The following is a 25,126-nucleotide window of genomic DNA, read 5'->3' on the forward strand; positions in this document are numbered from 1 at the left end:
TCTTGTGATCATTGGATTAACAGGTAGTATTGCGAGTGGGAAAAGTACTGTTGCACATATGTTGGCAGCTTATAATTTACCAATTGTCGACGCGGATATTGTAGCACGTCAAGTAGTGGAGCCGGGAAGTGAGACACTTGTAAAAATTGCGGAAGCATTTGGTCAGCAAGTTATTGCGGAAGATGGCTCAATGGACCGTGCGAAAGTAGGCTCGATTATTTTTCATGATGAGAGTAAGCGTGAGGTTTTAAATGCAATTATTCATCCAGCTATTCGCGCGGAAATGCTACGTCAACGTGATGAACATTTAGCAAGTGGTGAAAAGACAGTTATTATGGATATTCCGCTATTATTTGAAAGCAAGCTACAGCATTTTGTAGATAAAATTTTAGTCGTTTTTGTTTCAGAAGAAGTGCAATTAAAGCGCCTAATGGCACGAAATGGTTTTTCGGAGGAAGAGGCACGTGCTCGTATTGCAACACAAATCTCTGTAGCTGAGAAAGCGGCTAAAGCGGATGCAGTCATCGAAAATGATGGGACTGTGGAAGAAACAGCTGAACAATTGGAAACTCAATTACGCGATTGGAATGTAATAAAATAGAGGTGAAAAGCCAGTGAAAAGTATTATACTTTTCACTGGCTTTTTCTTACTTAATACAGCAAATTATGTACTGAAATGAGCATACTATTATCAGAAAATAACAACTTTTTTTATGTATGTGAAATATGTTCACCTTTATAAAAAATGTGTTATACTAATGAGCGAATAAAGAAAAATGAACAAATGTACTTTTAGGAGGATTTATATAATATGACAGTTTCTATTGCAATTAATGGTTTTGGCCGTATCGGTCGTATGGTGTTCCGTCAAGCTATGATGCGCGGCGATGTTAATATCGTAGCGGTAAATGCTAGCTATCCAGCTGAAACGTTAGCACATTTGATTAAGTATGACACAAATCACGGTATGTTCCCTGGTACAGTTGAAGCTATTGAAGGCGCTTTAATTGTAAATGGAAAACGTGTTGAGCTAGTAAGCGAGCGTGATCCATTAAAATTACCTTGGGCTAAAATGGGTGTAGATATCGTAATTGAAGCTACTGGTAAATTTAATGATCGTGACAAAGCGGCAATGCATTTAGAAGCTGGTGCGAAAAAAGTTATTTTAACTGCTCCTGGTAAAAATGAAGATATTACAGTCGTTTTAGGTGTAAACGACGATAAATTAGATTTATCAAAACATGATGTTATTTCAAATGCATCTTGTACAACAAACTGCTTAGCGCCAGTAGCGAAAGTATTAAACGATGAATTCGGTATCGTAAACGGTCTAATGACAACAGTTCATGCATACACAAATGATCAAAATAACATTGACAACCCACATAAAGATTTACGCCGTGCACGTAACTGCGCATCGTCAATTATCCCAACTTCTACTGGTGCTGCAAAAGCATTGCGTTTAGTGTTACCAGAATTAGATGGCAAAATTCACGGTATGGCATTACGTGTACCAACACCAAACGTTTCTTTAGTAGACTTAGTTGTAGACCTAGAAAAAGACGTGACAGTTGAAGAAGTAAATGCTGCATTTAAACAAGCTGCTGAAGGTAAAATGAACGGTATTTTAAACTTCTCAATGGAACCATTAGTATCTTCTGACTACAATACAACAACGTACTCTTCTACTGTTGATGGTTTAACAACAATCGTTTTAGGTGATCGTAAAGTGAAAGTAATCGCTTGGTACGATAATGAGTGGGGTTACTCTGCACGTGTTGTAGACTTAGCAACAAAAATCGCAAATGAATTAGCGACAGTACACGCTTAGTTTGCTTTCATTAGCCTTTTTTCAGAAATGATGATTTGTTTCTGAGAAAGGCTTTTTCTTATTCGCATAAAAGGGAAGTTATTTATATAGTAAACAATAAATCTTAATGGAATTATTTGTACGCGTAGGAATCACTATTTCATACGCGTTGTTTTTGTTATAATACCTATATACTAAGAAAATTCAGGAGAACAAACTATGAGATGTCCAGCTTGTCAATACAACGGTACACGTGTTGTAGATTCAAGACCTGTCGATGATAATAAAGAAATTCGTAGACGTCGTGAGTGTGAGTCATGTGGCTTCCGTTTCACAACGTTCGAAAAAATAGAAGAGACACCATTAATTGTCGTTAAAAAAGAAGGCTCACGCGAAGAGTTTAGTCGTGAAAAAGTGTTGCGTGGACTTATTCGTGCCTGTGAAAAACGACCTGTCCCATTAGAGCAACTTGAAGAAATTGTATTAAGCATTGAAAAAGAATTACGCCGTATCGGAAATGCTGAAGTTCGCTCTGAAGATGTTGGGGAAATGGTGATGGATCACCTAGCAAAAGTGGATGAAGTAGCCTATGTTCGCTTTGCATCCGTTTATCGACAATTTAAAGATATTACTGTATTCATTGAAGAGTTAAAGGAAATTATGACACGCCAATCGAATGGAAAATAACAAGGAGGGGGACAAAAAATGGTTCACTTTAACGAATTACAGCCTACGGATCATTTTGAAATAACGCTCCCTCACGCATTATCTACAAATGAACGTCAATTATTAACATTATTTTATCAACCATTAACAGGTCCAGAGCCAATTAGTCTTTATTTAACACTTTGGGCGGAAGCAGAAAGTCAAGTGCCTCAGCAATATACTCATTATTATTTAATGAATGTATTATCAGTGCCATTAAAAAAGATATTTGAAGCACGGATTGCATTAGAAGCTATTGGCTTGCTACGCACATTTAGAAGAGATATTGACGAACAGCGTCATTTTATATATGAGCTCGTTCGTCCATTAGATGCACCGAGCTTTTTTAAAGATCCACTTTTATCGATGTTTTTATTTAGCAAAATTGGCGAAGCTCCGTATAGGAAATTACGTCAGCGTTTTTTAATACAGCCAAGTAAAGAGCATTTTGAGGAAGTGACACGAACATTTATTGATGTGTATCGCCCAGTTAATAGTAAATTGCCGGTCGATAATTATTCAGAAATACCTGTTCAACAATCTGATTATCCTTTTCACTATACCCAATTTGACTTTAACTTATTGCAGGCCGGTTTATCTGAACAGCTAATTCCTAGGTCAGCATTAACTGTAAAAGCAAAGGAAATGATTGCGAAGCTTGCGTTCTTATATCAACTTACACCTTTACAAATGCAAAAGGTTGTAATTGCAGCGTTAGATGATCAAAATAAGTTAACGACTACACGCTTGAAAAAGGAAGCGGCTGATTATTATAAGCTAACTGTTTCAACTGACGCACCGGCTTTAGTAAAAGTGTTTGACACAACAAAACAAGAGACGGCTAGCACTGAAAATTTAACGAAAGAGCAAGAGCTCCTTCAATATTTGGAAACGACGCCTCCAGTTCAAGTATTACGAGATATTAATGATGGGAAGGAGCCAATTCCTTCTTCGATTCAACTTGCAGAGGATTTAGTTGTTAAGTATGGCATGCCAGTAGGAGTCGCAAATGTACTATTAGAATACGTTATGCTTTCTACAGATATGAAGCTGCCTAAAAGCTACGTTGAGAAAATCGCAGACCATTGGAACCGTAAGCAATTAAAAACAGCGAAGGAAGCAATGGATTTAGCGCGCCAAGAGCGAGATAAATATGCACAGTGGAAGCAAGACAGTACGAATGCTAGTACAGTTAAACAACCAACACAAACAGCAAAAAAGCAATCGTATAATCGGAAAAATGGTCGTGATGAGCAAATTCCTGACTGGTTTTATAAGCGTAATGAAGAAGCTCAGCCAGCAAGTGATCATGCGGTCAACTTTGAAGAAGAGCGTTTGAAGATATTACAAAAACTTGGTCAACAAGATAAGGCAGGTGAATAACGATCGAACCAATAAATGAACAATTAAATCAAATTAAGAAAAAGATGCCATCGTTTGAAGAACGATTTGAAGCAATGAGACGAGCAACAATCGAGCATCCAAAAGTACAACAATTTTTACAAGAGCATGAACAACAAGTCACAAAAGAGATGGTCGATATTAGTTTACCGAAATTATATGAATATATTAATCAAGCGACTACTTGCTGTGGCTGTGGTGATACGAGAAACTGTAATAATTTATTGCAGGGTTATGTTCCGAAGCTATTTATTACACGCAATGTAATAGATATTACGTACGTAGCATGTGAGCAAAAAATGCGTGAAGATGAACGTCGAGAAGTTGCTAATATGATTTCAAGTATGCACATGCCAAAAGACGTATTAAAGGCTACATTAAAAGACTTAGCGATTGACAATCATTCCCGTTTAAGTATTGCCGATCAAGCAGCAGAATTTGTAGCATACTATAAAAGTACAGGCAACCTTCCAAAGAGAGGTTTTTATTTATACGGTCCATTTGGAGTGGGTAAATCCTTCGTACTAGGGGCAATTGCAAATGAGCTAGCTTCTTTAAAGGTAAAATCGGTTGTCGTATTCGTTCCGGAGTTTTTACGAGAAATGAAAAATGCGATAGGCGACAATTCATTAAATGAAAAAATTGATTATGTGAAAAAGGCACCTGTATTAATGCTAGATGATATAGGAGCAGAAACGATGTCTGCTTGGACAAGGGACGAAATATTAGGGACGATTTTACATTATCGCATGAGTGAAGAGCTTCCGACATTTATTACCTCTAATTTTGATTATGCTGGCCTTGAGCATCATTTAGCACAATCACAACGTGGAGATATAGAAGTTGTAAAGGCGGCGCGTATTATGGAGCGTATAAAGGCCGTGACTATTCCTGTGCAAATAGATGGGATTAATCGGCGCAGTTAATTGTTAAAAAAATTCTTTTTTTCTCGGTTGCATTTCCTGAAAAACGGGCGTATACTTTTTTAGTAATTAATATAACTAAATGCTTAGAAAAGGACAACAAGTTTTACGAACTAGCTTTTAGAGAGGGGAGCCACGGCTGCAAGCTTCCTAGCACAAGCGTAATTCTTTACTACCTTGGAGCAGTGACGGGGCAAATCCGTCATCGTTTCTCAGTACGTTAACTGACCGAGAGCTTCTTATTCGTCATGGACGAAGAAGGAAGAAGGGTGGCACCACGAGCATACAGCATCGTCCCTTTACCAGGGACGGTGCTTTTTATTTTGCTTAAAATTAGAGGAGGAAACATTATGTCAGAAATGATCAAATTAACTTTCCCAGATGGCGCTGTAAAGGAATTCGCTAAGGGAACTTCAACTTTAGATGTGGCAGGCTCAATTAGCCCGGGTCTAAAAAAATCAACATTAGCAGGTAAAATTAACGGTACGTTAGTAGATGCTAAAACAGGGATCGAAGAAGACGGTGCTATCGAGATTATTACAAACAAATCTCCTGAAGCACTTGAAATCCTGCGTCACTCAACTGCCCACTTAACAGCTCAGGCAGTTAAACGCTTATACCCAGATGCAAAATTAGGGATTGGTCCAGTAATCGATTCAGGCTTCTATTATGACATTGATTCACCAACACCAATTACAACAGAAGATTTACCGGCAATTGAAAAAGAAATGAAAAAAATCATTGCTGAAAATATCGAAATTGATCGTAAAAACGTTGCGCGTGCGGAAGCACAAAAAATCTATGAAGAAGTTGGCGACGATTACAAATTAGAATTACTTGAAGCAATCCCAGCGGATGAACAAGTATCAATTTATTACCAAGGTGATTTCTTTGATCTTTGCCGTGGGGTACACGTACCATCTACAGGTAAATTAAAGGAATTTAAATTACTTTCTTTAGCAGGTGCATATTGGCGCGGAAACTCAGATAACAAAATGCTACAACGTATTTATGGAACTGCCTTCTTTACAAAAGAAGAACTTAAACATCATTTAAATATGCTTGAAGAAGCAAAAGAACGTGACCACCGTAAAATTGGTAAAGAGTTAGACTTATTCATGACTTCTCAAACTGTAGGTCAAGGTTTACCATTATGGTTACCAAATGGAGCAACAATCCGTCGTACAATTGAGCGTTATATTGTAGACAAAGAATTATCTTTAGGCTATAAACACGTGTATACTCCAGTACTTGGTTCAAAAAAATTATATGAAACTTCAGGTCACTGGGAGCACTATCAAGATGGCATGTTCCCACCAATGGAAATGGATAACGAAACTTTAGTGTTACGTCCAATGAACTGTCCTCACCACATGATGGTATTTAAAAACGGTTTACATTCATACCGTCACTTACCAATTCGTATTGCGGAACTTGGTACGATGCACCGTTACGAAATGAGTGGAGCGGTATCAGGCTTACAGCGTGTACGCGGGATGACTTTAAACGATGCACACATTTTCGTACGTCCAGATCAAATTAAAGCGGAATTCAAAAAAGTTGTTGAGCTTATTTTAGAAGTTTATAAAGACTTCGAGTTAAAAGATTTCTCATTCCGTCTTTCATACCGTGACCCGAATAACAAAGAAAAATATTTTGATGACGATCAAATGTGGGAAACTGCTCAAAGCATGTTAAAAGAAGCTATGGATGAGTTAGGCTATGAATACTTCATCGCAGAAGACGAAGCGGCATTCTACGGTCCAAAATTAGACGTTCAAGTAAAAACTGCAATTGGTAAAGAAGAAACGTTATCTACTGCACAGCTTGATTTCTTATTACCACAACGCTTTGACCTTTCTTACATTGGTGAAGATGGTCAACCACAACGCCCTGTAGTTATCCACCGTGGTGTTGTATCAACGATGGAACGTTTCGTAGCTTTCTTAATCGAAGAATATAAAGGTGCATTCCCAACTTGGTTAGCACCAGTACAAGCAACAATTATTCCGGTATCAAACACTGTTCACTATGATTATGCACGTGAAGTACAAGAAAAATTACAAGCTGCTGGTGTACGTGTTGAAATGGATGATCGTGAAGAAAAGCTTGGTTATAAAATCCGTGAAGCACAAATGCAAAAAATTCCTTACATGCTTGTTATCGGGGACAAAGAAGTTGCAGAGGCAAGTGTAAATATCCGTCGATACGGCTCGAAGGATTCTGAAACACTTTCATTTGAAGAATTCTTAGCAGCTATTAAAGCAGAAGCAACGAAATAACATTAAAACCCTTTAGTCAGTATTGTTACTGAATAAAGGGTTTTTTGTGCATATAAAACTTTATAATTTAAATTGCAACACAGCATTTTGTAATTGGTCTGCCCGAGCACTTAAATCATTCGAAACACGATTAATCTCTTCCATTGTTTCAATTTGTTCGTTAATTGCTTCTTTAGATTGTTTCGTTTCTTCAGAAACCGCATTTGCTTGCGTCGCTAATTCCTGAACAGATGCTGTAACCTGTTCAGATGCAGCAGAAATCTCTTCGGAAACTGCTGAAATATCTTCAATTTGGATTTTCATTTGATTCACTGCATGAATAATTTTGTTGAATGATTCACCTGCATTTTGAATGATGTCAACGCCGTTTTCAACGGACTGTAAGCTATCCTGTATTGCAGCCTCAGCATTTTGAGTATCGATTTGTATTTCGGTTGTTAAAGAGACAATTTGATTAGCCGAATGATTAGATTCCTCGGCTAATTTTCGAACTTCATCTGCTACAACAGCAAATCCTTTTCCATGTTCACCTGCCCGAGCTGCTTCAATCGCTGCATTTAATGCAAGTAAATTTGTTTGATCGGTAATACTTGTAATAACGCGTGAAATATTTTCGATTTCATTTGATTGCTTACTTAATTTTTGAATGAGCTTGGTTGTTAATTTTGTTGATTCATAAATCGTATGCATTTGTTGTTTTGCCGATGTAACATTGTGCTCTCCTTCATCAGCGATTACGGAAGTTTCGGTTGCTGATGAGTGTAAAGTTTGTGCCGATTCCGCTACACGTTGTATAGCTGTTGAAGTTTCTTCCATTGCAACTGCGCTTTCGTTAGCAGCATTCGCTGCACTAGCTGTATTATCCGATGAACGGATAGAACTTTTCGAAATATTTTCCGATAGTTCGGTCATTTCAAAAGTTGAACGGTTTAGTTGATCAGCAGAAGAACTTAACTGTGCTGCGTTTGTGCTTAACGCTTGGATTAATTTCTTTAAAGTTTCTTTCATTGAATTAAAGGACTGCGTTAATTGACCAATCTCATCTTTCGAATGAAAGGTTAAATCTTGTCCACTTAAATCACCAGCGGCAATTACTTGGACAGATTCGTTTAACTTATTTAATGGAAGTGAGATTTGGCGATTTAAAATATAGGTAATGACAAGGCCAATCGCAATAATACTGAAAAAGAGCACCGTTGCAATGATAATAGCTATCGTAATTTTCGTATTAGATTCCTTTTGCGCATTTGCGAATAAGTTTTGAACTAATTCGTTTAGCTCTTGACCTGCAGCAACTGCCTCATCGCGGGCAGTTAAAACTTGCTGATTGTAATTACTTGCTGCAGCTGCGCCACCTTGGGAATCGTTGAGGGAAATGGTTTCATTCAGCTCGGTTTCGAAAATATTCACTTTATCAGCAACATTAGCAAGAATTTGTTGCTCTTGCTCAGTCTTGAATTTTTCTTGTAAAAATTGAATTGAGTTCCTCAAACTTTCTTGGGTGTCACGCAACCTTTGTAAGGATGCTTGATCACCTAATATGTATGTTTGTGTCATTGAGCCTTGTAATGTAATATAATTTCGAATATCGCTTACTTCATATAATTGAGGCAATCCGCTTTCTAGCGTAGTGCTATATTTATCGTTAATGCTTTTCATTTGGAAAAATGAAATTGTACTAGTAATTAATGCAATGACAATTAACGTAGCAAAGCCCGCAATTAATTTTTTCTGAATAGACATATGTAACACTCCTTATAATGGAAAAAATGATAACTATACCGTTATTGTAATACAAATATTGTCAGATAGATATAAATGAATCAAATAGTTTGAAAAATGTTTTTTTTATTATTTTAATTAACTATGGACTTTTTGTTGACATGAAAAATCAAGCATGCTATTATTATCTAGGTTATGAATACAAAGTTTGCAAGTAGAGGCTGCCCGCTTCTCACCTGATAAGTGCTTTTATAGTTACGAGCAGGTATAGACACGTTGAATTGTTTTACGCAAAGATGCGTATGCACATATAGCGGGCGGACATCTCGAATGTCCGTCTTTTTTGTTTTTAGACGAAAAACATATGGACATAACGCGGAGGTGTACCGTTCGACCGGGTTATACTTTACACCAAATCATGTATTCGCGACACATTCTTGGAGGTGGATTAATATTAGCAAAGACATGTATGTAAACGAAGGCATTCGCGCACGTGAACTTCGACTAATTGACCATAATGGTGATCAGCTTGGTGTAAAATCACGCAATGAAGCGCTTGAAATTGCCGCTCGTGCAAACTTGGATCTTGTCCTTGTGGCCCCTCAAGCCAAGCCACCAGTCGCTCGTATCATGGACTATGGTAAATTTAAGTTTGAACAGCAAAAGAAAGACCGTGAGATTCGTAAAAATTCTAAAGTCATCGTAATGAAAGAGGTTCGTTTGAGCCCAACAATTGATGAACATGATTTCCAAACGAAATTACGTAATGCGATCAAATTCCTTGAAAAAGGCGATAAAGTTAAGGCGACAATTCGCTTTAAAGGTCGTGCAATCACACACAAAGAAATCGGTCAGCGTGTGTTAGATCGCTTTGCTGAAGCTTGTGCTGAACTATCTACGGTTGAACAAAAACCGAAGATGGAAGGCCGAAGCATGTTCTTAGTTCTTCAACCGAAGAACGAGAAATAATTAAAGTAATGTAGAAACAAGTTTAGGAGGAACTCGACATGCCAAAAATGAAAACTCACCGTGGAGCTGCGAAACGTTTCAAAAAAACAGGTACTGGTAAATTAAAATTTGACCGTGCTTACGGCAGCCACTTATTCGCTAACAAATCAACTAAAGCGAAACGTCACCTACGTAAAGCTAAAGTTGCAACTTCAGGCGATTTCAAACGTATCCGTACTTTATTAACTTACATGAAATAATCGTTTCTAACGATTTGAACGTAAACAACAAAAAACAATTAAACATTCGAAAGAATTAGCAGGAGGTAATTACTATGCCACGCGTAAAAGGCGGAACAGTAACACGCGCACGTCGCAAAAAAGTTTTAAAATTAGCTAAAGGTTACTACGGTTCAAAACATACATTATTCAAAGTAGCTAACCAAGCAGTAATGAAATCAGGTCAATATGCATACCGTGACCGTCGTCAGAAAAAACGTGATTTCCGTAAATTATGGATCACTCGTATCAACGCGGCTGCTCGCATGAACGGTTTATCTTACTCTCGTTTAATGCACGGCTTAAAAGTAGCTGGTATCGAAGTTAACCGTAAAATGTTAGCTGACTTAGCTGTAACTGATGCTGCAGCATTCACTTCATTAGCTGAAGAAGCTAAAAAAGCAGTCGCTAAATAATTTTAGTTTACTGATAAAGACTGATAGGGAGTTTTCCTTATCAGTCTTTTTTTAACTATAGAGGGGGATTACATATGGAGCTAGCAGCAATTACTTATGTAGCCATCGTTTCATTAATTTTATGTATTTACATGTATGTTGATAAAGAACGTTCCAAAAAGAAAGAATGGCGTATTTCTGAGAGAACACTATTTACGCTCGCTATTTTTGGTGGGGCAATTGGTGGTGTACTTGGTATGTATTTATTCCGACATAAAACCCAGCACAATAGCTTTGCATTTGGCTTTCCATTATTAGCAGCGGTACAAATTTTTCTTATCGTACAATTGTTTTAGACGAGAGAAGGTTGTACATAAAAAACGGGTCGCCTTAAAAAGGGGGGCCCGTTCATCTATAATAATACAAAAAATAACACAATAATTACTGCAAAAAGTGGATAAAGCAATCGCTGTTGCAGTCGTTTCTTTGTCATAAGCCATTCTTCATCTGAAACATTCATCAACCGGAAAAAATGGGCTTGTTTGATTTCTTTTAAAATCGATTCTAGAGATGTCAGCAGGCCAAAAATGACTGTTAAAACTACGATTATTTTTGCCCAAGTAGGTAAAATAAATAATAAACCAATGCCAATAGCAAGTAACTGTAGAGGTAATCGGATGTATTGGGACTTTCTTAAAAAAGTTTTATATACGAGATTATCAACGCGATAATCGCTAAAAGTATGACGTTTAGCTAGTACAAAAAGTGGTGGTTTCGTTTTAGCGGGTAAGTAATACTTCATTTCCATACTAAAGTTGTACACCGTTTTCATCCATTTATTAAACTCCTCATATTCAATTGTCACTTCCATTTGCCAAAATCGATTTGATTGTATCAACTTCCATAAATATATTCCACTTATTACAATTAACAATGTATAAATCCAAAAAGGAATAATGAAGAAACTCCAGGCAAATAGCGTAAGCATACAGAAAATGAAAGGAATTCGAATGAGTGAGCGCTGTATTTTGTATCGGATAATTATTCTTATTAAACTTACAACATTAAATAAGAATGCTATTTTTATGAGCTCAAAAATAGTGAACCCAGCTGCTAATAAGTAAGGGCTAACTATACTAATAATTAAAAGTAACATACTATTAAATGTTAAAAATGCATAGCTGTAGGCAGACTTTTTTAAGAGTCGAATCTTTCGTTCGTTTTGTCGATAAAATAATAAATCTGCATCATATAAATACAACCGAATTGAAGATTTAGTGGCGACAAAGCATACAATAAATAACAAAAGTAAAAATAGATTTGTATCGATCGAAAATGATTGTAAGTTCGATACGGCTTCAAAGTATGAAAATCCCCCAATGACGAATGCAGGAATGACTAAATATACAATTACAGTCCAATCCAAAACAGACCTAAAGAGTTTTATATTATAAAGGGCTGATCCCTTCCATCTACGAATAAACATCGTCATTGTCCACCTTGTAGTTCGTAAAAGACATCAAGTAAGGAAATTTCCTTTTGAACAAGCTGCTGAAGATGCTTTAAAGTGCCTTGTGCTTGCATTTTACCGTCATCTAATAAAAGAAAACGATCACAAATTCGTTCAGCCATTTCTAGTTGGTGGGTACATAGTAAAATACCTGCACCTTGATTTTTCCTCTCCTCTATCATGACTAATAATTCGCGCATAGCACGAGGATCAAGTCCCATAAATGGTTCATCTAAAATATAGAAAGGACGATCTATAAGGAAAGCTAAGACAAGCATTACCTTTTGTTGCATACCTTTTGAAAAATAAATCGGTAAATCATCAAGTCGATTATTAATTTGGAATAATGTTAACAGCTTTTGTGCATCATCCCATAATTGTTTATTCGGCTGCTCATCGATTAGAAATTGAATATGCTCACGTAAAGTAAAGTGCTCGTATAAAAGAGGGCGCTCCGGCACATAGCCATAATCTGATAATTCGATTTCACCTTCAAAATACGGTAACACTTGTAAAATCGCTTGAATTGTCGTACTTTTTCCAGCCCCATTTCCACCAATGAGTCCAAGGATTTCGCCATTTTTTACTTCAAATTGAATTTCCTCAACGCACGGCTCATTTGTTGAATAGCCTGCTTTTTGTATAGTAACGATCACAATGCTCACCTCTAATTTCTATTACGGTTGAATATGGAAATTAGTTTCAACTAAAATAAAAATGTGAATCGACGTATTCATCGATTCACATTCGCTAGATTATTCTTTCATCAATTTTTCAATTGGGTTTTTCCAATTTACACTAGCGTTCGGGTAATTCATTAAAATCTCATTTTCTAAAAATCGGAAGTCTTCCTTCGTAAATCCTTGAAGCTTCATTGGATCATGGACAAAGACGAAAATACTTACGACTTCAAAGGCATTTTCAGTCGTACCCAAATATTTTTCACCTTCAAATAATGCGCCTTTATACGAAATGAAAAAGTTTTTCCGAATATTTTTAACATCATCAAAAAAATAATAACTTCCATTTTCGTATGCCTCATCTAATTTACGCTTTGGGTCTGTTAAGTAACGAACGCCTTTATAAAATATGTAAATGATGAGGATTATAATGGCGATGCGCAGTAATAATGCCACGAAACTTCCTCCTTGCTTACGGTGTTTTCATGCTATACGATTGAGTAGTATAAAAGGTTTCATTTTTTTAAGTAAATGAGGGAAAAAATTATGGAGTTTAAACAATTATTTGAAATGCAACGAGAGCTCGATGCATTTATCGAGGAAACACAAAATGTTCAGAAGGATGTTTTTGTAGAAAAAAGCTTAGCGCTATTAGTTGAGCTAGCAGAGCTTGCAAATGAAACGCGGTGCTTTAAATTTTGGTCTACGAAGGGACCATCTGAGCGAACGGTTATTTTAGAGGAGTTTGTAGATTCAATTCACTTTATGCTGTCATTAGGGAATATGCGCAAACTAACATTACAGGAGTGGCCAAAAGTAGAAGAAAAATGCGAATTAACACCAGCATTTATAGAAGCGACAAATGCTGTACTAACATTTTTAAAGGAGCAAACATATGAAAATTATGATGCTCTTTGGAAGCAATATAGTATACTTGCTTATAATTTAGGCTTCACAGAATCGGATATTATAAAAGCCTATATGGAGAAAAATGAAAAAAACTATGAGCGTCAACGTTCAGGCTATTAAGAAAACTATTTCACTTTTCGAAATAACATCGGTATAATGGGAGAGAATCTAATTAGGAGGCTATATGCTATGACAAAGCTTGATCCAACATTACAAATGTTTAAAGAATTAACAGATGCGAATGGTATTCCCGGGAACGAACGTGCGCCTCGTGAAGTAATGAAAAAACATATTGCACCATATGCAGATGAAATTGAAACAGATAATTTAGGCAGCTTAATTGCGAAAAAAGTGGGCGATGAAAACGGTCCGAAAATTATGGTTGCTGGTCACTTAGATGAAGTAGGCTTCATGGTGACACGTATTGATGATAAAGGTTTCATCTTCTTCCAAACTGTAGGCGGCTGGTGGGGTCAAGTTATGCTTGCACAGCGCGTAACGATTACAACACGTAAAGGCGAGGAAATTATTGGGGTAATCGGTTCAAAACCACCTCACATTTTACCAGCTGAAGTAAGAAATAAACCAGTTGACGTTAAAGCAATGTTCGTTGATATCGGCGCAACTTCAAAAGAAGAGGCAATGGAATGGGGCGTACGTCCTGGTGATATGATTACACCATATTTTGAATTTAACGTCATGAAAAACGAAAAACACTTATTAGCAAAAGCGTGGGATAACCGTATTGGGTGTGCTATTGCGATTGATGTATTAAAAGCATTAAAAGATGAAAAGCACCCGAACGTTGTATATGGTGTTGGTAACGTTCAAGAAGAAATCGGCTTACGTGGTGCGAAAACTTCTACATACAAAGTACAGCCTGATATTGGTTTCTCAGTTGACGTTGGTGTAGCTGGAGATACGCCAGGAGTAACACCAAAAGAATCTACTTCAAAAATGGGTGCAGGCCCTCAAATCGTAGTTTATGATGCATCGATGGTATCGCACACAGGCTTACGTGAATTTGTGCTTGATGTAGCAGAAGAAGCAGGCATCCCGTACCAATTCGAAGCGATGGCTGGCGGTGGAACAGACGCAGGTTCTATCCATATCACAGCAAATGGTGTGCCATCACTTGCAATCGGTGTAGCAACACGTTATATTCACTCACACGCAGGCATCCTGCACCGTGATGACTATGACAATGCGGTCAAATTAATTGTTGAAGTAATTAAACGTTTAGACCGTGATGCAGTAAATAAAATTACGTTTGAATAATAGTGAAAAGAAATACAGATAGAACTAAATAGAAATTCCATAGTTGAGAGGCTAGGACAAAACAAAAACATCATTTTTCTCGAGTGAGAAAAATGATGTTTTTTTGTAATTGGTTTCCGTTGCGGGGACGCTTTCCGGGGGCGTGGCCTGAGACTACAGGCTCAGGCCACGCTATTTATTCACCCAGGACTCACCCCTCCACTACAACCAATTAATACTGTACTTTACCGTAAATAGAGAAATTTTCACTTCTGTCCCAGCCTCTTTTTTCCATTTGTTGCAACAAAGAAGCGAGCACCATTTCGTGGGATTCAGCCTGTTTTTCTACATATTATTTAATATGTACTTAACCTTTTACAAGCATATTTAAAAAATAGCGCAATGCAACGGATGGGTTATCTTTTCTATAAATAAATTCTGTCGGAATTTCATTATAGCTTTGCGGAAGTGTTTCATATTCCAAATTAAAGTAACGTGTATATCGCTCAAAAACTGACTTTGGTAATAAAGTAACTCCTAATCCTACTTGAACGCAACCTAATATTGCTTCAAGTGAACCCATTTCCATTATTTGATATGTTTTTATGCTTTCTTCTCTTAAATACTTTTCAAATTGAAAACGATAAGAACAACCTGATCGAAATACTAATATTGTTGCATTTTCTAATACAGGTTTTTTTCCCTTTGCAAAAATAAAAACAAGCTCTTCATTCAACACGACACGTTTCCCTACTAAACTATGTTCTAATGGACCTGAAATAAACGCCCCATCAAGTTGATAATGTAATACTTGTTCAACTAACTTAGCTGTTGGTTGAGTACGGACATGTAAGGCTACATCAGGGCAACTTCGATGGTATTGCATTAAGACATTTGGTAAATGAATAGCTGCTGTTGTTTCGATAGAACCGATTTGTAAGGAACCTCTTGGTGCATGTTCATCTTGCATGGCATTTTCTGCTTGTTCAACCATCATAAAAATTTGAAGTGCATACTCGTACAATTCTTTCCCTTTCACAGTTAATTGACAACCACGATTATGTCGATGTAATAGTTTTGTTTGTAGCTGTTCTTCTAGTTTAGCTATTTTCATTGTTACATTAGATTGCGAATAATTTAGACTCTCCGCTGCATGTGAAATAGTTCCAAGTTCTACTACAGCTCGAAATGCTTTTAATGCTTCAATATCCATATCTTTCTCCTTGGTATCATTTTTAATTATACCCATTATATATTTTTTGAATTATTATTTATATCTAAATCTTGTTACGATATTTTAGGGGGGGGTTAAATTGAAAATTGTTTTTGGAGGAGTGTTATTATTAGCGGTTGCAATGGGGATTGGAAGGTTCGCTTATACACCAATGCTGCCATTCATGCAAGAAAGTTTAAATTGGACGAACAGTACTGCAGGCTACATTGCTTTAAGTAATTATGTTGGCTATTTTATAGGTGCTTTACTATGTACTTTTTCTTTTTTTCGAAATAAGCAATTAAGTATATTCATCATGATATGGATCAGTGCAATCTCGACTCTCCTATTAGGTTTTACAGAAAATATCATGCTTATTTTTATTGGGAGATTTGTTTCTGGGCTTACAAGTGCAGTCATCTTTATTTTTACCTCTCAAATTATTTTAACTTATATTCAATCCATTCAGAAAAATGGCTATGCGGGGTATTTATATAGTGGGGTCGGCTTTGGAATTGTTGGCTCAAGTATTTTACTGATGCTATTTTCTCCTATTTTAGATTGGAATGAAATATGGAGGATACTTGGTATTGCTAGTTTAATTATGGGGTTAATTGGATATTCCATCATTCGAATGCTGCCGATTGATTCAACGAAATCTAAAGGGAAAGTCAACAATACGGCTACAATCTACTGGCTCTATTTAGCTTACTTTTTAGAAGGCCTTGGCTATATTATTACAGGTACTTTTATCGTCAATGTTGCCAAAAATTCATCAACGATTCATTTCGATAGTACATTAGTTTGGCTAATTGTTGGTATTGCTGCGATTCCTTCGTGCTTTCTATTAATTCGACTAGCAGAACAGTTTGGTTATTCAAAAGTTTTATCAATAGTACTTTTATTACAATCGATCGGTATTGTTTTACCCGCTTTAAATGTGACAAATTGGAGCTTCATAATTAGTGCCTTTTTATTTGGTTTTACGTTTATGGGGATTACAGCCTTGGCAAACGCCATTGTAAAAAAAATAAATACTTCAGCGATTGGCACATTAACAGCGTTATATGCACTAGGTCAAATAATAGGACCTGCTATAGCAGGGATTTTGCTAGATTCTAAACATTTTAGCAGTGCTTTTTTATTTGCAGGGATTACAGTACTAACTGCAAGTTTGTGTGTCGTCTTTTATTCCATTCGTGAAAGGAGATTTAATTTGAATGTTCGATAATTTAAAATATCCGATTATCCAAGCACCAATGGCTGGTGGTGTTGCAACAGTTGAACTTGCAACTGCCGTTTCACGCAAAGGCGGACTAGGCTTTTTAGCTGCTGGTACAAAAATCCTACCTTAGTTGAGCAGGAAATTTTAGCGTGCACCTCAACAAATCTACAATTCGGCATCAATCTATTTATGCCATGTAGTGATTTAATCCATACATCAATTCATCCATACAAAGAACAATTAGAGCAAGACTTTCGAATACAATTGACAATAGAAGAACCGAAAGATGACTTTTGGCAGGAAAAACTTAAATTAGTGATGAAGTACAAAGTGCCGTATATATCCTTTACTTTTGGCTGTCCATCGAAAGAAATCATCCAACAATTAAAAAATAATGGCAGTAAAATCATTGTTACGGTAACTAATTTATCAGAGGCAACTTTAGCAGAAAAAAACGGTGCAGATGCGATTTGTTTACAAGGGATTGATGCGGGAGGACATAGAGCAACATTTCAAAATTCTGATGAAATAGCTTACCTATCATTAATTAATTTAATCCACACAATTCGTCAAGAAATCTCTATTCCAATTATTGCTGCCGGAGGAATTATTAATGGAAGAGATATTCATCTTGCGTTATGTGCTGGTGCAAATGCGGTTCAACTTGGCACAGCTTTTCTTTGTACTCAAGAAAGTGGCGCAAATACAATATATAAACAGGTTCTTCAATCTGATCTGTTTACAGAAACAATCCTCACCCGAGCCTTTACGGGACGTCTGGCTCGAGGATTAAAAAATGATTTTATATGCAAGTACGATAAATTAGCGCCACCCATCTATCCTACTGTTCACACAATGACTCAGCCTATCCGTGCAGAAGCACTAAATGAAAAAAACCCACAGGCAATGTCGCTCTGGGCAAATACACGTTTTAAAGAAGTAAAAATTGGCACAGTTGATGAAATATTTGATTATCTTATTAGTGAATGGCCGCTTAGTCCGTAATGCAGTGAATAATATTTTGGTTGATTAATTGCCAAATTGTGGTCGTAGAATCAAATGAATAGCTTATAATAGAGGGTAGGTATTTATTTTTTAACCTATCTTTTATATTTAAGGGGGGATTTTATGATTTGGCTTATTTTAGCGGCATTATTTATCTTTTTAGGCTTTGCAATGCAGAAATTGAAATGGTATTTCCTTATTTCGGGCTATAATACAATGTCAAAGGAGCAAAAGGAGAATGTCGATACAGAAGGGCTAGCTCGTCTTATGGCAAAGTTTTCTTATTTCCTAGCGCTCCTCTTTATTTTAATCGGAATTGCTGAATGGCAAAATTATAGTCAACTCATTTTACCGCTAATTCTTGCTTTAATTGCAGCAACAATTATTGTTGTTATAAAGTCGCAAAAGTTTAATCACAATATTCTTGATGAAAAAGGCAAAGTAAAAAAAGGCGCAGGTAAACAAATGAAGCGCCCAATTATTATTCTTGCCATTACGGTCATTGCTGTTGCCGTTATTATGACATTTGCCGTGTCAGAAACAAAAATTATTATGCATGAAAATCAGCTGGAGATTAAAGGAATGTATGGAGATGAATATTCATTCGATAAGATGGAGCAAGTAACATTGCTTCAAGAAATTCCTAATATCGCAATCCGTACAAATGGCTCCTCTGTTGGTTCAAAGCACAAAGGGCATTTTAAGCTGAAGAATGGGGAAAAGGTCAAATTATTTGTTGATAAGCGAAACCCGCCTTTCATTTCCTTTTTCGTTGCTGATCAGCACGTCATTTTCAATTTAGCAACGGCAGAAGAAACGGATGAGCTCTACAAAAAATTAGAGCAAAAAGTAGCACAATAAAGAAGCGTATGACGAACTCATTTCGTCATACGCATTTTTAATTTATTTAATTGCCTGCAACTCCTGTAACTTTACTGCAATTGCTTCAACTAAATTCGTTGTTGTTTTAGGGATAAAGCCTTCAAGTACAGAATTAATCATCATACCCATCATGCCACTAGCTGAAAGATCTAAGCTACCTGAAAGCTTAGCAGCGTCTGTTTTAAAATAGCCATGACCATTAAAGTTATCAGAAAGACCCTTTAATTGGAATTTTATTTCGTTAGGTTTAGCAAGCTCTGTAATATCCACTTGTAGCTTTATCGTCTTTTTTGTAAATCCTAAATCCGCTAAAAAAATCCATGTAAATTGTGAATCACTTTGTGCCTCATGTGCAATATAACCTGGAATTAAGGTAGCCCAATTGTCGTAACTCTTTAAAAAATCCCACGAAACGTCATTAGAAATTGGTAGCTCGACTGTGTGTAATGCTTGTGGCATGAAATTTCCCCCTTAGTAACTTTTAAATGACGAAATGATTACCAAATTAAGTCATTATAATTATTATCTTAAAAAATGAACGATAATTCAATAATTCGTAGTAATTTTCTGTAAAAATCTTAAATTTGCTACTTTATTCGGAAATCTAAATCGTAACAGTAAGTAATAAGTTGAATAAAAATCGAATAATTTAAATAAATATAAAAATTTATAATAATTCGCTTGATTTAATATTTATGCATATGTATAATAAAAAACAACATAAAGGTAACAGGGGTGTGTAAGACATGAAATTGTTAGAAGAGGTTCAATTAAAGCCTGTGACAAGTCTTAAAGGAAAAGACTTACTAACACTGCTTGATTATACAAGTGAAGAAGTAAATGACTTAGTTCAATTAGCAACACAGCTTAAAAAAATTACAAAAGCAGGCAAGTGTCCACGTTTACTTGAAGGTAAAACACTCGGCATGATTTTTGAGAAAAGCTCGACGCGTACACGTGTATCGTTCGAAGTAGGTATGCAACAGCTAGGTGGATACGGTATGTTTATGAATGCCCGTGATATGCAAATTGGTCGAGGTGAGCCAATCTCGGACACAGGGAAGGTTTTATCCGGTTATTTAGATGGGATTATGATTCGTGCGAACTCACACGAAATGGTAGAAGAGTTAGCAGAGCATGCATCAATTCCGATTATTAATGGATTAACGGATATGGATCATCCATGCCAAGCATTAGCTGACCTTGAAACAATCGCTGAAAATAAGGGCGAATTAAAAGGTTTAAAAATTGCATACGTTGGGGATGGCAATAATGTTGCACATGCATTAGTTGTTGCTGCTGCACACGTAGGGATGCATGTTACAGTCGCTACTCCAGAAGGTTATGAATGTGATGATACAATTATTGAAAAAGCACAAGAAATTGGCGCGCGTAATGGTAGCATTGTATATATTACGAATAATCCAATCGAAGCAGTGAAAAATGCGGATGTTATTTATGCAGACGTTTGGACATCAATGGGGCAAGAAGAAGAGACAGAGCAACGTTTAAAAGATTTCGCAGCATATCAAATAAACGACGCATTAGTTGCCCATGCCAAACAAGATTATATGTTCCTACATTGCTTACCAGCACACCGTGAAGAAGAAGTCGCAACATCAGTAATTGATGGACCGAATTCCTATATTTATGAGCAGGCCGAAAATCGCCTACATGCTCAAAAAGCAGTATTAGTTTCATTATTAGGTTAATGAAACGGGTCTTGCAAAGGCGCGGGTCGCATCTTTCATAGACTTTTTGTAACAATGCAATATTTGTAAGCAGGAAGAGCGAACAAATATTGTAGTAGTTCCCTTTGATGAAGAAACAGGAGACGCTGTGCCGCATCATACAACTACAAATGTGATGAATGTAGTCAAGATGGAATACTTCATCACTACATAGAAAAAGCAATCCGGGAGACGCTGGATTGCTTTTTATTTTTTTCTCAAAAACTAAATAAATATAACCCAGTAGCAATGGTGCTACCGGGTTAATTCATTATTCATAATGAACAGCGTAGTCGCTTGATTTAATCCATTTAAACTTCAGCTCGAACAGCTTGATGAAAATTAAATTTAAAATAATAGGTAATGCAATAAATAAGGTTAACGAAAGAGTAATTGATGTAGCATTCCAACCAACTAAATCTAAATATTTTAGTGGTCCTACGAAACCACCAAGCCCAAAGCCAGCACTATAAGGTGTACCTACGATTTCGAAGTAACCACCTAATGCACCCAAAATAGCAGCAGTTAGAATCATCGGAAAAGCAATCGTTGGCTTCATAAAGAAATTACGCATTTGAATTTTCGCTGACACAACGTGTGCAATCGCAGTACCGAAGTTGTTAGCACGATAACTTGCGATACACATCCCAACGCCCGATGCACATACTCCAAGATTTGCAGTACCTGCGCCGATACCAGAAAGCATAATAACGGTTGCTACACCAATCGTAGATATCGGTGAAATAATTAAAATTGAGAATATAACAGCAATAATAGAGCCCATTAAAATTGGTTGTAGTGATGTTGCGTACATGATGACTTCTCCTACCCAACCAGATGCAGAACGTACATAAGGTAAAAGGGCTACACCGATAAGACCTGGAATAAACATTGTTAATGCAGGCATCCCGATAAGTGTAAAATCCTTTAAATGGTTTCCTAAAAACTGAACAAATAGTACAGCAAGTGCTGCTGTAATCCCGATATTAATAACAACCCCAATACCTGCAAGAGTTAATACACCTTCTTGCATCGTATAAACACCACTTCCGATAAAGGAAGCAAGTCCAACACTACATGTTTGAATTGGTGTTAGCTTAAAGCAAATACCCGTCATCACGCCAATAACAAGAGGCAATAAACTCATAGCAACAATTGATGTATCTAAAATAATTTGTAATTGAGGCACGTATGGAATAATTAGTTTTAGTATTTCTCCTACAAGGGCATTCGGAATTAAACAGACAACAATCCCCATGCTCATGCCGGTTAATACATTGTTAATAAAGTTTTTCATAAAGTCATTTCCCTTCTAATTAAAGCATTGTCTAAGTTGATGTTTTCCAGTGTAATACGCTTTGAATAATCTATCAATAGTGAAAATTCTGAAATTTATGAAATGTCACGCAATGTTTTTTAAATTTATGGTTTTTTTAGAAATTCGGTTTGTTGAAGCAGTAAAAAAATTCACAACTAATTAGAGGGGATTTTCACTTTATTTCATCAAAGACTTTATATGTAAGGATTAATACTTAAAATAATTTACAAATACTAACGTAATTTAATAATGAAGGGAATAATTCTTTAATCTAAAATAAATGAAAGCTGTTCTAAAAAGTAGTAGTTTACTTTTCAGAACAGCTTTAATAGTATTAAGCGGAAAATTGGGTAGCAAGTTTTTGAGAAAAATCATTTCGTTCCGTCTCATTCGCGGCATTCCACCATTTTTCTAAAAATACGCCAAGTCCAGGCAGTAAATGTTCTTCACCTCGTGAAATCGCATCGTTGACAATATCACTAAACTCATCTGCATTTTGACCTGTCACATTTGCTGTAATAGCTTGTCGAATTTGAAAATCCATATTTGAACCTCCTTTTTTTCTTACTATGTACAAATTCCAATAAATAATACAGATGAATTCATGATAGAATCACACATTTTATGATAGAATGAATAATCGATTAAAGATAAAGGACGGAATATGTATGAAACGAATTGAATCGACACAAAATGCATTAGTAAAGCATTGGAAAAAGCTTGTGACACAGCGCAAAGAACGTGAAAAAACAGGTGAGTATATTATTGAGGGGTTTCATTTAGTTGAGGAAGCTTTAAAACATAAAGAACAAGTTGTTCAAATTATTGTTCGTGAAGGCGTTGATTTACCTTTATTATGGGCAATTGATGATGTAGAAATCATTCAAGTAAATGATGCTGTGGCAAAAGAAATAGCGGAGACTGAAAATTCACAAGGGGTATTTGCACATTGTAAGCAACGCTCACTATCAGAAGATGAAATGTTTGATTGGCGTAGAGTCCTATTAGTAGATGCAGTGCAAGATCCAGGAAATATTGGGACAATGATCCGAACGGCAGATGCAGCCGGTATTGATGCAGTAGTATTGGGGAAAGGTTGTGTAGATGCATTTAATCCAAAAACTCTTCGTTCTGCTCAAGGTTCGCATTTCCATATTCCTGTTGTACGTGGAGATTTAATGGAGTGGATTGAAAATCTACAGCTAGATGGTGTCCGAGTATATGGAACGTCTTTAGAAGAGTCTATATCATATAAAGATGTTCAGCCGAGTAATGCATTTGCGTTAATCGTTGGGAATGAAGGTAGTGGGATTAGTCCACAATTATTAGCAAAAACCGATCAGAATGTCATTATTCCAATTTTAGGTGGGGCAGAATCCCTAAATGTAGCAGTAGCCACTGGGATATTATTATATACTTTTGTTAAATAAATTTTGATTCATAAGGAGTTTTGAGTAATAGGAACCTACTCAAAACCCTTTTTTTAGTAGAGTATAAATATATATTTCCCAATTTAAACCATTATATGAATAAAATTTCTAATTCTGATTAATCGAAAAAAAATTACTTTTTCAAGTTCATAGAACTGTCAATTTTAGAAACAAGTTTTTTATTGCTCGCTAGTGCGCGGTTTTACTATGTTTTTGGACATTATTTTGCAATACTAAAATAAAAAGTCTTGAAAACAGTAAGAAAAATGGTTTTTTTCCAATTTGATGTTTTGACACTTATTTGATGTTTAACTAAAATCGAGGGTGGTTAGATAATAACTTGAGCGATGTGCAAGAAAATAAATTATTTAATAAAGTAGGTTTCCCATTTATTATTTTGGAAAAAATATATACGAGCAGTTTATGTATGTATTTACGGGATAATATAATTTATTTCTACTATATGCATAGTAGGAATGGTGAAAGTGAATTATTCGATTGCACATGTATGATTAATTGGTCTAATTTTAAGCACTACTTGAAAGCGCTTAAGACAGTCTAACTAGCTCTATTTATTTTGGAAAGGAGTCCAACTATGAAAGCAAATATGAAGGGAACATTACTCTCTTTCATGGGACTAGGTGCTATGTTATTAGCAGGCTGTAACGATAAGTTAACAGTACTTGATCCTAAAGGTCCTCAAGCACAACGACAAGCCGATGACACGATGTTATTAATTTACTTAATGTCAGGGATTGTATTTGTTGTATTAGCAATTATGGTATTTATGTTAGTTAAATATCGTGCTTCAAAACAAAGTCCAGATTACGAGCCACCACATATTCATGGTCACTGGCTAGTAGAAACATTTATGATTGGTATTCCTGTTATCATCGTAATTTTCTTATCAGTAGTTTCTGTTAAGAGTAACTACATTGTAGAAAGTACGCCTGAAGGCTATGAAGATCAGGAGCCGCTTGTAATTTATGCTTCTTCATCTAACTGGAAATGGCACTTCAGCTATCCAGAACAAGGAATTGAAACAGTTAACTACTTATACATTCCAGCAGGTCGTGCAATTGAGTTTAAATTATATTCTCATGGTCCGATTACAAGTTTCTGGATTCCACAATTAGGTGGACAAAAGTATGCCATGGCAGACATGGTTACGACTTTACACTTAGCTGCTGACAACCCAGGCGAATTCTGGGGACGTAACGCGAACTTCTCTGGTCGCGGAACTGCAGAAAACACTTTCGATGTTACAGCTATGACACAACAAGAATTTGATGAGTGGGTAACGGAAGTTCACGAAACTGCCAAACCACTTACAGAAGAAAAATTCAATGAATTACTAGAACCAGGTCACTTAGGTAAGTCTACTTATACTGGTACACACTTAGAGTTCTCACCAGCTCCACATCACGATCACGATGATAATGAATCATCTGAAGAAGAGGATCACTCTTCACACTAATTATTGGAGTTATTACTTTTTGAAAG

The 25,126-nt window shown here is 36.3% G+C and carries 27 protein-coding genes; 19 read left to right on the forward strand and 8 right to left on the reverse strand.

From position 1 onward, the window contains the following. Positions 1-4: 4 nt before the first annotated feature. The 6 genes from coaE (at position 5) to thrS (ending at position 7,121) form a co-directional block, all read left to right on the forward strand. A complete protein-coding gene (coaE, locus tag MKZ17_RS05590; RefSeq protein ID WP_340722774.1) occupies positions 5-601 on the forward strand; it encodes a dephospho-CoA kinase in 597 nt (198 codons plus the stop codon). Positions 602-811: 210 nt separating this feature from the next. Then, positions 812-1,831 carry a glyceraldehyde-3-phosphate dehydrogenase gene (locus MKZ17_RS05595; protein WP_340722775.1) on the forward strand — a complete coding sequence of 340 codons (1,020 nt, stop codon included), beginning with the start codon at positions 812-814 and terminating at the stop codon, positions 1,829-1,831. Between the two features lie 198 nt (positions 1,832-2,029). Next, complete coding sequence (gene nrdR / locus MKZ17_RS05600; RefSeq protein ID WP_340722776.1) at positions 2,030-2,497, forward strand: transcriptional regulator NrdR; 468 nt, start codon at positions 2,030-2,032, stop codon at positions 2,495-2,497. An 18-nt stretch (positions 2,498-2,515) separates the two neighbouring features. Next, positions 2,516-3,898, forward strand: coding sequence for a replication initiation and membrane attachment family protein (locus MKZ17_RS05605; protein WP_340722777.1), 1,383 nt, complete (start codon positions 2,516-2,518; stop codon positions 3,896-3,898). A gap of 2 nt (positions 3,899-3,900) precedes the next feature. After that, positions 3,901-4,842 carry a primosomal protein DnaI gene (dnaI, locus tag MKZ17_RS05610; protein ID WP_340725500.1) on the forward strand — a complete coding sequence of 314 codons (942 nt, stop codon included), beginning with the start codon at positions 3,901-3,903 and terminating at the stop codon, positions 4,840-4,842. A 347-nt stretch (positions 4,843-5,189) separates the two neighbouring features. Beyond that, entirely contained in the window at positions 5,190-7,121 is a 1,932-nt protein-coding gene (thrS, locus tag MKZ17_RS05615) for a threonine--tRNA ligase (protein WP_340722778.1), read from the forward strand. A gap of 60 nt (positions 7,122-7,181) precedes the next feature. Here thrS and MKZ17_RS05620 read toward each other — a convergent pair whose 3' ends face one another. Beyond that, positions 7,182-8,864, reverse strand: a complete 1,683-nt coding sequence (locus MKZ17_RS05620) for a methyl-accepting chemotaxis protein (RefSeq protein WP_340722779.1) — start codon at positions 8,862-8,864, stop codon at positions 7,182-7,184. Positions 8,865-9,308: 444 nt separating this feature from the next. Between MKZ17_RS05620 and infC the strand changes: the two genes are divergently transcribed. The 4 genes from infC (at position 9,309) to MKZ17_RS05640 (ending at position 10,820) form a co-directional block, all read left to right on the forward strand. Next, entirely contained in the window at positions 9,309-9,812 is a 504-nt protein-coding gene (gene infC / locus MKZ17_RS05625) for a translation initiation factor IF-3 (protein ID WP_340725501.1), read from the forward strand. A gap of 38 nt (positions 9,813-9,850) precedes the next feature. Then, on the forward strand, positions 9,851-10,051 hold the full coding sequence (gene rpmI / locus MKZ17_RS05630; RefSeq protein ID WP_008407727.1) for a 50S ribosomal protein L35: 201 nt from the start codon (positions 9,851-9,853) through the stop codon (positions 10,049-10,051). A 74-nt stretch (positions 10,052-10,125) separates the two neighbouring features. Further along, positions 10,126-10,485, forward strand: coding sequence for a 50S ribosomal protein L20 (rplT, locus tag MKZ17_RS05635; RefSeq protein ID WP_340722780.1), 360 nt, complete (start codon positions 10,126-10,128; stop codon positions 10,483-10,485). Between the two features lie 74 nt (positions 10,486-10,559). Then, positions 10,560-10,820 (forward strand): DUF1294 domain-containing protein, encoded by a 261-nt coding sequence (locus MKZ17_RS05640; RefSeq protein WP_340722781.1) that lies wholly within the window; start codon positions 10,560-10,562, stop codon positions 10,818-10,820. Positions 10,821-10,876: 56 nt separating this feature from the next. Here the strand turns inward: MKZ17_RS05640 and MKZ17_RS05645 are convergent, their stop codons facing one another. The 3 genes from MKZ17_RS05645 to MKZ17_RS05655 all read right to left on the reverse strand — a co-directional run bounded on the left by MKZ17_RS05645 (position 10,877) and on the right by MKZ17_RS05655 (position 13,110). Beyond that, a complete protein-coding gene (locus MKZ17_RS05645; RefSeq protein ID WP_340722782.1) occupies positions 10,877-11,950 on the reverse strand; it encodes an ABC transporter permease in 1,074 nt (357 codons plus the stop codon). A 2-nt stretch (positions 11,951-11,952) separates the two neighbouring features. Further along, positions 11,953-12,630 carry an ABC transporter ATP-binding protein gene (locus MKZ17_RS05650; protein WP_340722783.1) on the reverse strand — a complete coding sequence of 226 codons (678 nt, stop codon included), beginning with the start codon at positions 12,628-12,630 and terminating at the stop codon, positions 11,953-11,955. 99 nt (positions 12,631-12,729) lie between these two features. Then, positions 12,730-13,110: a sigma-w pathway protein ysdB gene (locus MKZ17_RS05655; protein WP_340722784.1), complete on the reverse strand. Its 381-nt coding sequence runs from the start codon at positions 13,108-13,110 to the stop codon at positions 12,730-12,732. Between the two features lie 90 nt (positions 13,111-13,200). On the opposite strand from MKZ17_RS05655, the gene MKZ17_RS05660 reads away from it, so the two are divergent. Together MKZ17_RS05660 and MKZ17_RS05665 are read left to right on the forward strand one after the other, a co-directional pair. Continuing rightward, complete coding sequence (locus MKZ17_RS05660) at positions 13,201-13,683, forward strand: dUTP diphosphatase (protein ID WP_340722785.1); 483 nt, start codon at positions 13,201-13,203, stop codon at positions 13,681-13,683. Between the two features lie 69 nt (positions 13,684-13,752). After that, positions 13,753-14,841 (forward strand): M42 family metallopeptidase, encoded by a 1,089-nt coding sequence (locus MKZ17_RS05665; protein ID WP_340722786.1) that lies wholly within the window; start codon positions 13,753-13,755, stop codon positions 14,839-14,841. A gap of 346 nt (positions 14,842-15,187) precedes the next feature. Here the strand turns inward: MKZ17_RS05665 and MKZ17_RS05670 are convergent, their stop codons facing one another. Continuing rightward, a complete protein-coding gene (locus MKZ17_RS05670) occupies positions 15,188-16,033 on the reverse strand; it encodes a LysR family transcriptional regulator (RefSeq protein ID WP_340722787.1) in 846 nt (281 codons plus the stop codon). Positions 16,034-16,133: 100 nt separating this feature from the next. Between MKZ17_RS05670 and MKZ17_RS05675 the strand changes: the two genes are divergently transcribed. The 4 genes from MKZ17_RS05675 to MKZ17_RS05690 all read left to right on the forward strand — a co-directional run bounded on the left by MKZ17_RS05675 (position 16,134) and on the right by MKZ17_RS05690 (position 19,124). Then, positions 16,134-17,264 carry a YbfB/YjiJ family MFS transporter gene (locus tag MKZ17_RS05675; RefSeq protein WP_340722788.1) on the forward strand — a complete coding sequence of 377 codons (1,131 nt, stop codon included), beginning with the start codon at positions 16,134-16,136 and terminating at the stop codon, positions 17,262-17,264. Next, positions 17,254-17,388 carry a nitronate monooxygenase gene (locus MKZ17_RS05680; RefSeq protein ID WP_340722789.1) on the forward strand — a complete coding sequence of 45 codons (135 nt, stop codon included), beginning with the start codon at positions 17,254-17,256 and terminating at the stop codon, positions 17,386-17,388. Before MKZ17_RS05675 ends, MKZ17_RS05680 begins: the two co-directional genes overlap by 11 nt. 59 nt (positions 17,389-17,447) lie before the next feature. Beyond that, a complete protein-coding gene (locus MKZ17_RS05685; protein WP_445326899.1) occupies positions 17,448-18,263 on the forward strand; it encodes an NAD(P)H-dependent flavin oxidoreductase in 816 nt (271 codons plus the stop codon). Between the two features lie 123 nt (positions 18,264-18,386). Then, positions 18,387-19,124 (forward strand): DUF3784 domain-containing protein, encoded by a 738-nt coding sequence (locus MKZ17_RS05690; protein ID WP_340722790.1) that lies wholly within the window; start codon positions 18,387-18,389, stop codon positions 19,122-19,124. Between the two features lie 42 nt (positions 19,125-19,166). Here MKZ17_RS05690 and MKZ17_RS05695 read toward each other — a convergent pair whose 3' ends face one another. Beyond that, positions 19,167-19,604 carry a CoxG family protein gene (locus tag MKZ17_RS05695; RefSeq protein ID WP_340722791.1) on the reverse strand — a complete coding sequence of 146 codons (438 nt, stop codon included), beginning with the start codon at positions 19,602-19,604 and terminating at the stop codon, positions 19,167-19,169. A 287-nt stretch (positions 19,605-19,891) separates the two neighbouring features. On the opposite strand from MKZ17_RS05695, the gene argF reads away from it, so the two are divergent. Beyond that, complete coding sequence (argF, locus tag MKZ17_RS05700) at positions 19,892-20,857, forward strand: ornithine carbamoyltransferase (protein WP_340722792.1); 966 nt, start codon at positions 19,892-19,894, stop codon at positions 20,855-20,857. 289 nt (positions 20,858-21,146) lie between these two features. On the opposite strand, the gene MKZ17_RS05705 is transcribed toward argF, so the two are convergent. Then, positions 21,147-22,172 (reverse strand): PTS transporter subunit IIC, encoded by a 1,026-nt coding sequence (locus tag MKZ17_RS05705; protein ID WP_340722793.1) that lies wholly within the window; start codon positions 22,170-22,172, stop codon positions 21,147-21,149. A 355-nt stretch (positions 22,173-22,527) separates the two neighbouring features. Beyond that, the gene (gene sspI, locus MKZ17_RS05710) at positions 22,528-22,737 is read right to left on the reverse strand and encodes a small acid-soluble spore protein SspI (RefSeq protein WP_340722794.1); all 210 of its coding nucleotides are present in this window, start codon (positions 22,735-22,737) and stop codon (positions 22,528-22,530) included. A 124-nt stretch (positions 22,738-22,861) separates the two neighbouring features. Between sspI and MKZ17_RS05715 the strand changes: the two genes are divergently transcribed. Next, entirely contained in the window at positions 22,862-23,623 is a 762-nt protein-coding gene (locus MKZ17_RS05715; RefSeq protein WP_340722795.1) for a TrmH family RNA methyltransferase, read from the forward strand. A gap of 595 nt (positions 23,624-24,218) precedes the next feature. After that, positions 24,219-25,100 carry a cytochrome aa3 quinol oxidase subunit II gene (gene qoxA / locus MKZ17_RS05720; RefSeq protein WP_340722796.1) on the forward strand — a complete coding sequence of 294 codons (882 nt, stop codon included), beginning with the start codon at positions 24,219-24,221 and terminating at the stop codon, positions 25,098-25,100. Positions 25,101-25,126: the final 26 nt, after the last annotated feature.

Source organism: Solibacillus sp. FSL R7-0682 (assembly GCF_038005985.1).
Taxonomy (GTDB): Bacteria; Bacillota; Bacilli; order Bacillales_A; family Planococcaceae; genus Solibacillus.

Excerpts from the sequence above, each read along its gene's own strand:
- MKZ17_RS05595 (WP_340722775.1), top strand. The coding sequence starts at position 812 with ATGACAGTTTCTATTGCAATTAATGGTTTTGGCCGTATCGGTCGTATG.
- nrdR (WP_340722776.1), top strand. The coding sequence starts at position 2,030 with ATGAGATGTCCAGCTTGTCAATACAACGGTACACGTGTTGTAGATTCA.
- MKZ17_RS05605 (WP_340722777.1), top strand. The coding sequence starts at position 2,516 with ATGGTTCACTTTAACGAATTACAGCCTACGGATCATTTTGAAATAACG.
- thrS (WP_340722778.1), top strand. The coding sequence starts at position 5,190 with ATGTCAGAAATGATCAAATTAACTTTCCCAGATGGCGCTGTAAAGGAA.
- MKZ17_RS05620 (WP_340722779.1), bottom strand. The coding sequence starts at position 8,864 with ATGTCTATTCAGAAAAAATTAATTGCGGGCTTTGCTACGTTAATTGTC.
- infC (WP_340725501.1), top strand. The coding sequence starts at position 9,309 with ATGTATGTAAACGAAGGCATTCGCGCACGTGAACTTCGACTAATTGAC.
- rpmI (WP_008407727.1), top strand. The coding sequence starts at position 9,851 with ATGCCAAAAATGAAAACTCACCGTGGAGCTGCGAAACGTTTCAAAAAA.
- rplT (WP_340722780.1), top strand. The coding sequence starts at position 10,126 with ATGCCACGCGTAAAAGGCGGAACAGTAACACGCGCACGTCGCAAAAAA.
- MKZ17_RS05640 (WP_340722781.1), top strand. The coding sequence starts at position 10,560 with ATGGAGCTAGCAGCAATTACTTATGTAGCCATCGTTTCATTAATTTTA.
- MKZ17_RS05645 (WP_340722782.1), bottom strand. The coding sequence starts at position 11,950 with ATGTTTATTCGTAGATGGAAGGGATCAGCCCTTTATAATATAAAACTC.
- MKZ17_RS05660 (WP_340722785.1), top strand. The coding sequence starts at position 13,201 with ATGGAGTTTAAACAATTATTTGAAATGCAACGAGAGCTCGATGCATTT.
- MKZ17_RS05665 (WP_340722786.1), top strand. The coding sequence starts at position 13,753 with ATGACAAAGCTTGATCCAACATTACAAATGTTTAAAGAATTAACAGAT.
- MKZ17_RS05670 (WP_340722787.1), bottom strand. The coding sequence starts at position 16,033 with ATGGATATTGAAGCATTAAAAGCATTTCGAGCTGTAGTAGAACTTGGA.
- MKZ17_RS05680 (WP_340722789.1), top strand. The coding sequence starts at position 17,254 with ATGTTCGATAATTTAAAATATCCGATTATCCAAGCACCAATGGCTGGT.
- MKZ17_RS05685 (WP_445326899.1), top strand. The coding sequence starts at position 17,448 with ATGCCATGTAGTGATTTAATCCATACATCAATTCATCCATACAAAGAA.
- MKZ17_RS05690 (WP_340722790.1), top strand. The coding sequence starts at position 18,387 with ATGATTTGGCTTATTTTAGCGGCATTATTTATCTTTTTAGGCTTTGCA.
- MKZ17_RS05695 (WP_340722791.1), bottom strand. The coding sequence starts at position 19,604 with ATGCCACAAGCATTACACACAGTCGAGCTACCAATTTCTAATGACGTT.
- argF (WP_340722792.1), top strand. The coding sequence starts at position 19,892 with ATGAAATTGTTAGAAGAGGTTCAATTAAAGCCTGTGACAAGTCTTAAA.
- MKZ17_RS05705 (WP_340722793.1), bottom strand. The coding sequence starts at position 22,172 with ATGAAAAACTTTATTAACAATGTATTAACCGGCATGAGCATGGGGATT.
- sspI (WP_340722794.1), bottom strand. The coding sequence starts at position 22,737 with ATGGATTTTCAAATTCGACAAGCTATTACAGCAAATGTGACAGGTCAA.
- MKZ17_RS05715 (WP_340722795.1), top strand. The coding sequence starts at position 22,862 with ATGAAACGAATTGAATCGACACAAAATGCATTAGTAAAGCATTGGAAA.
- qoxA (WP_340722796.1), top strand. The coding sequence starts at position 24,219 with ATGAAAGCAAATATGAAGGGAACATTACTCTCTTTCATGGGACTAGGT.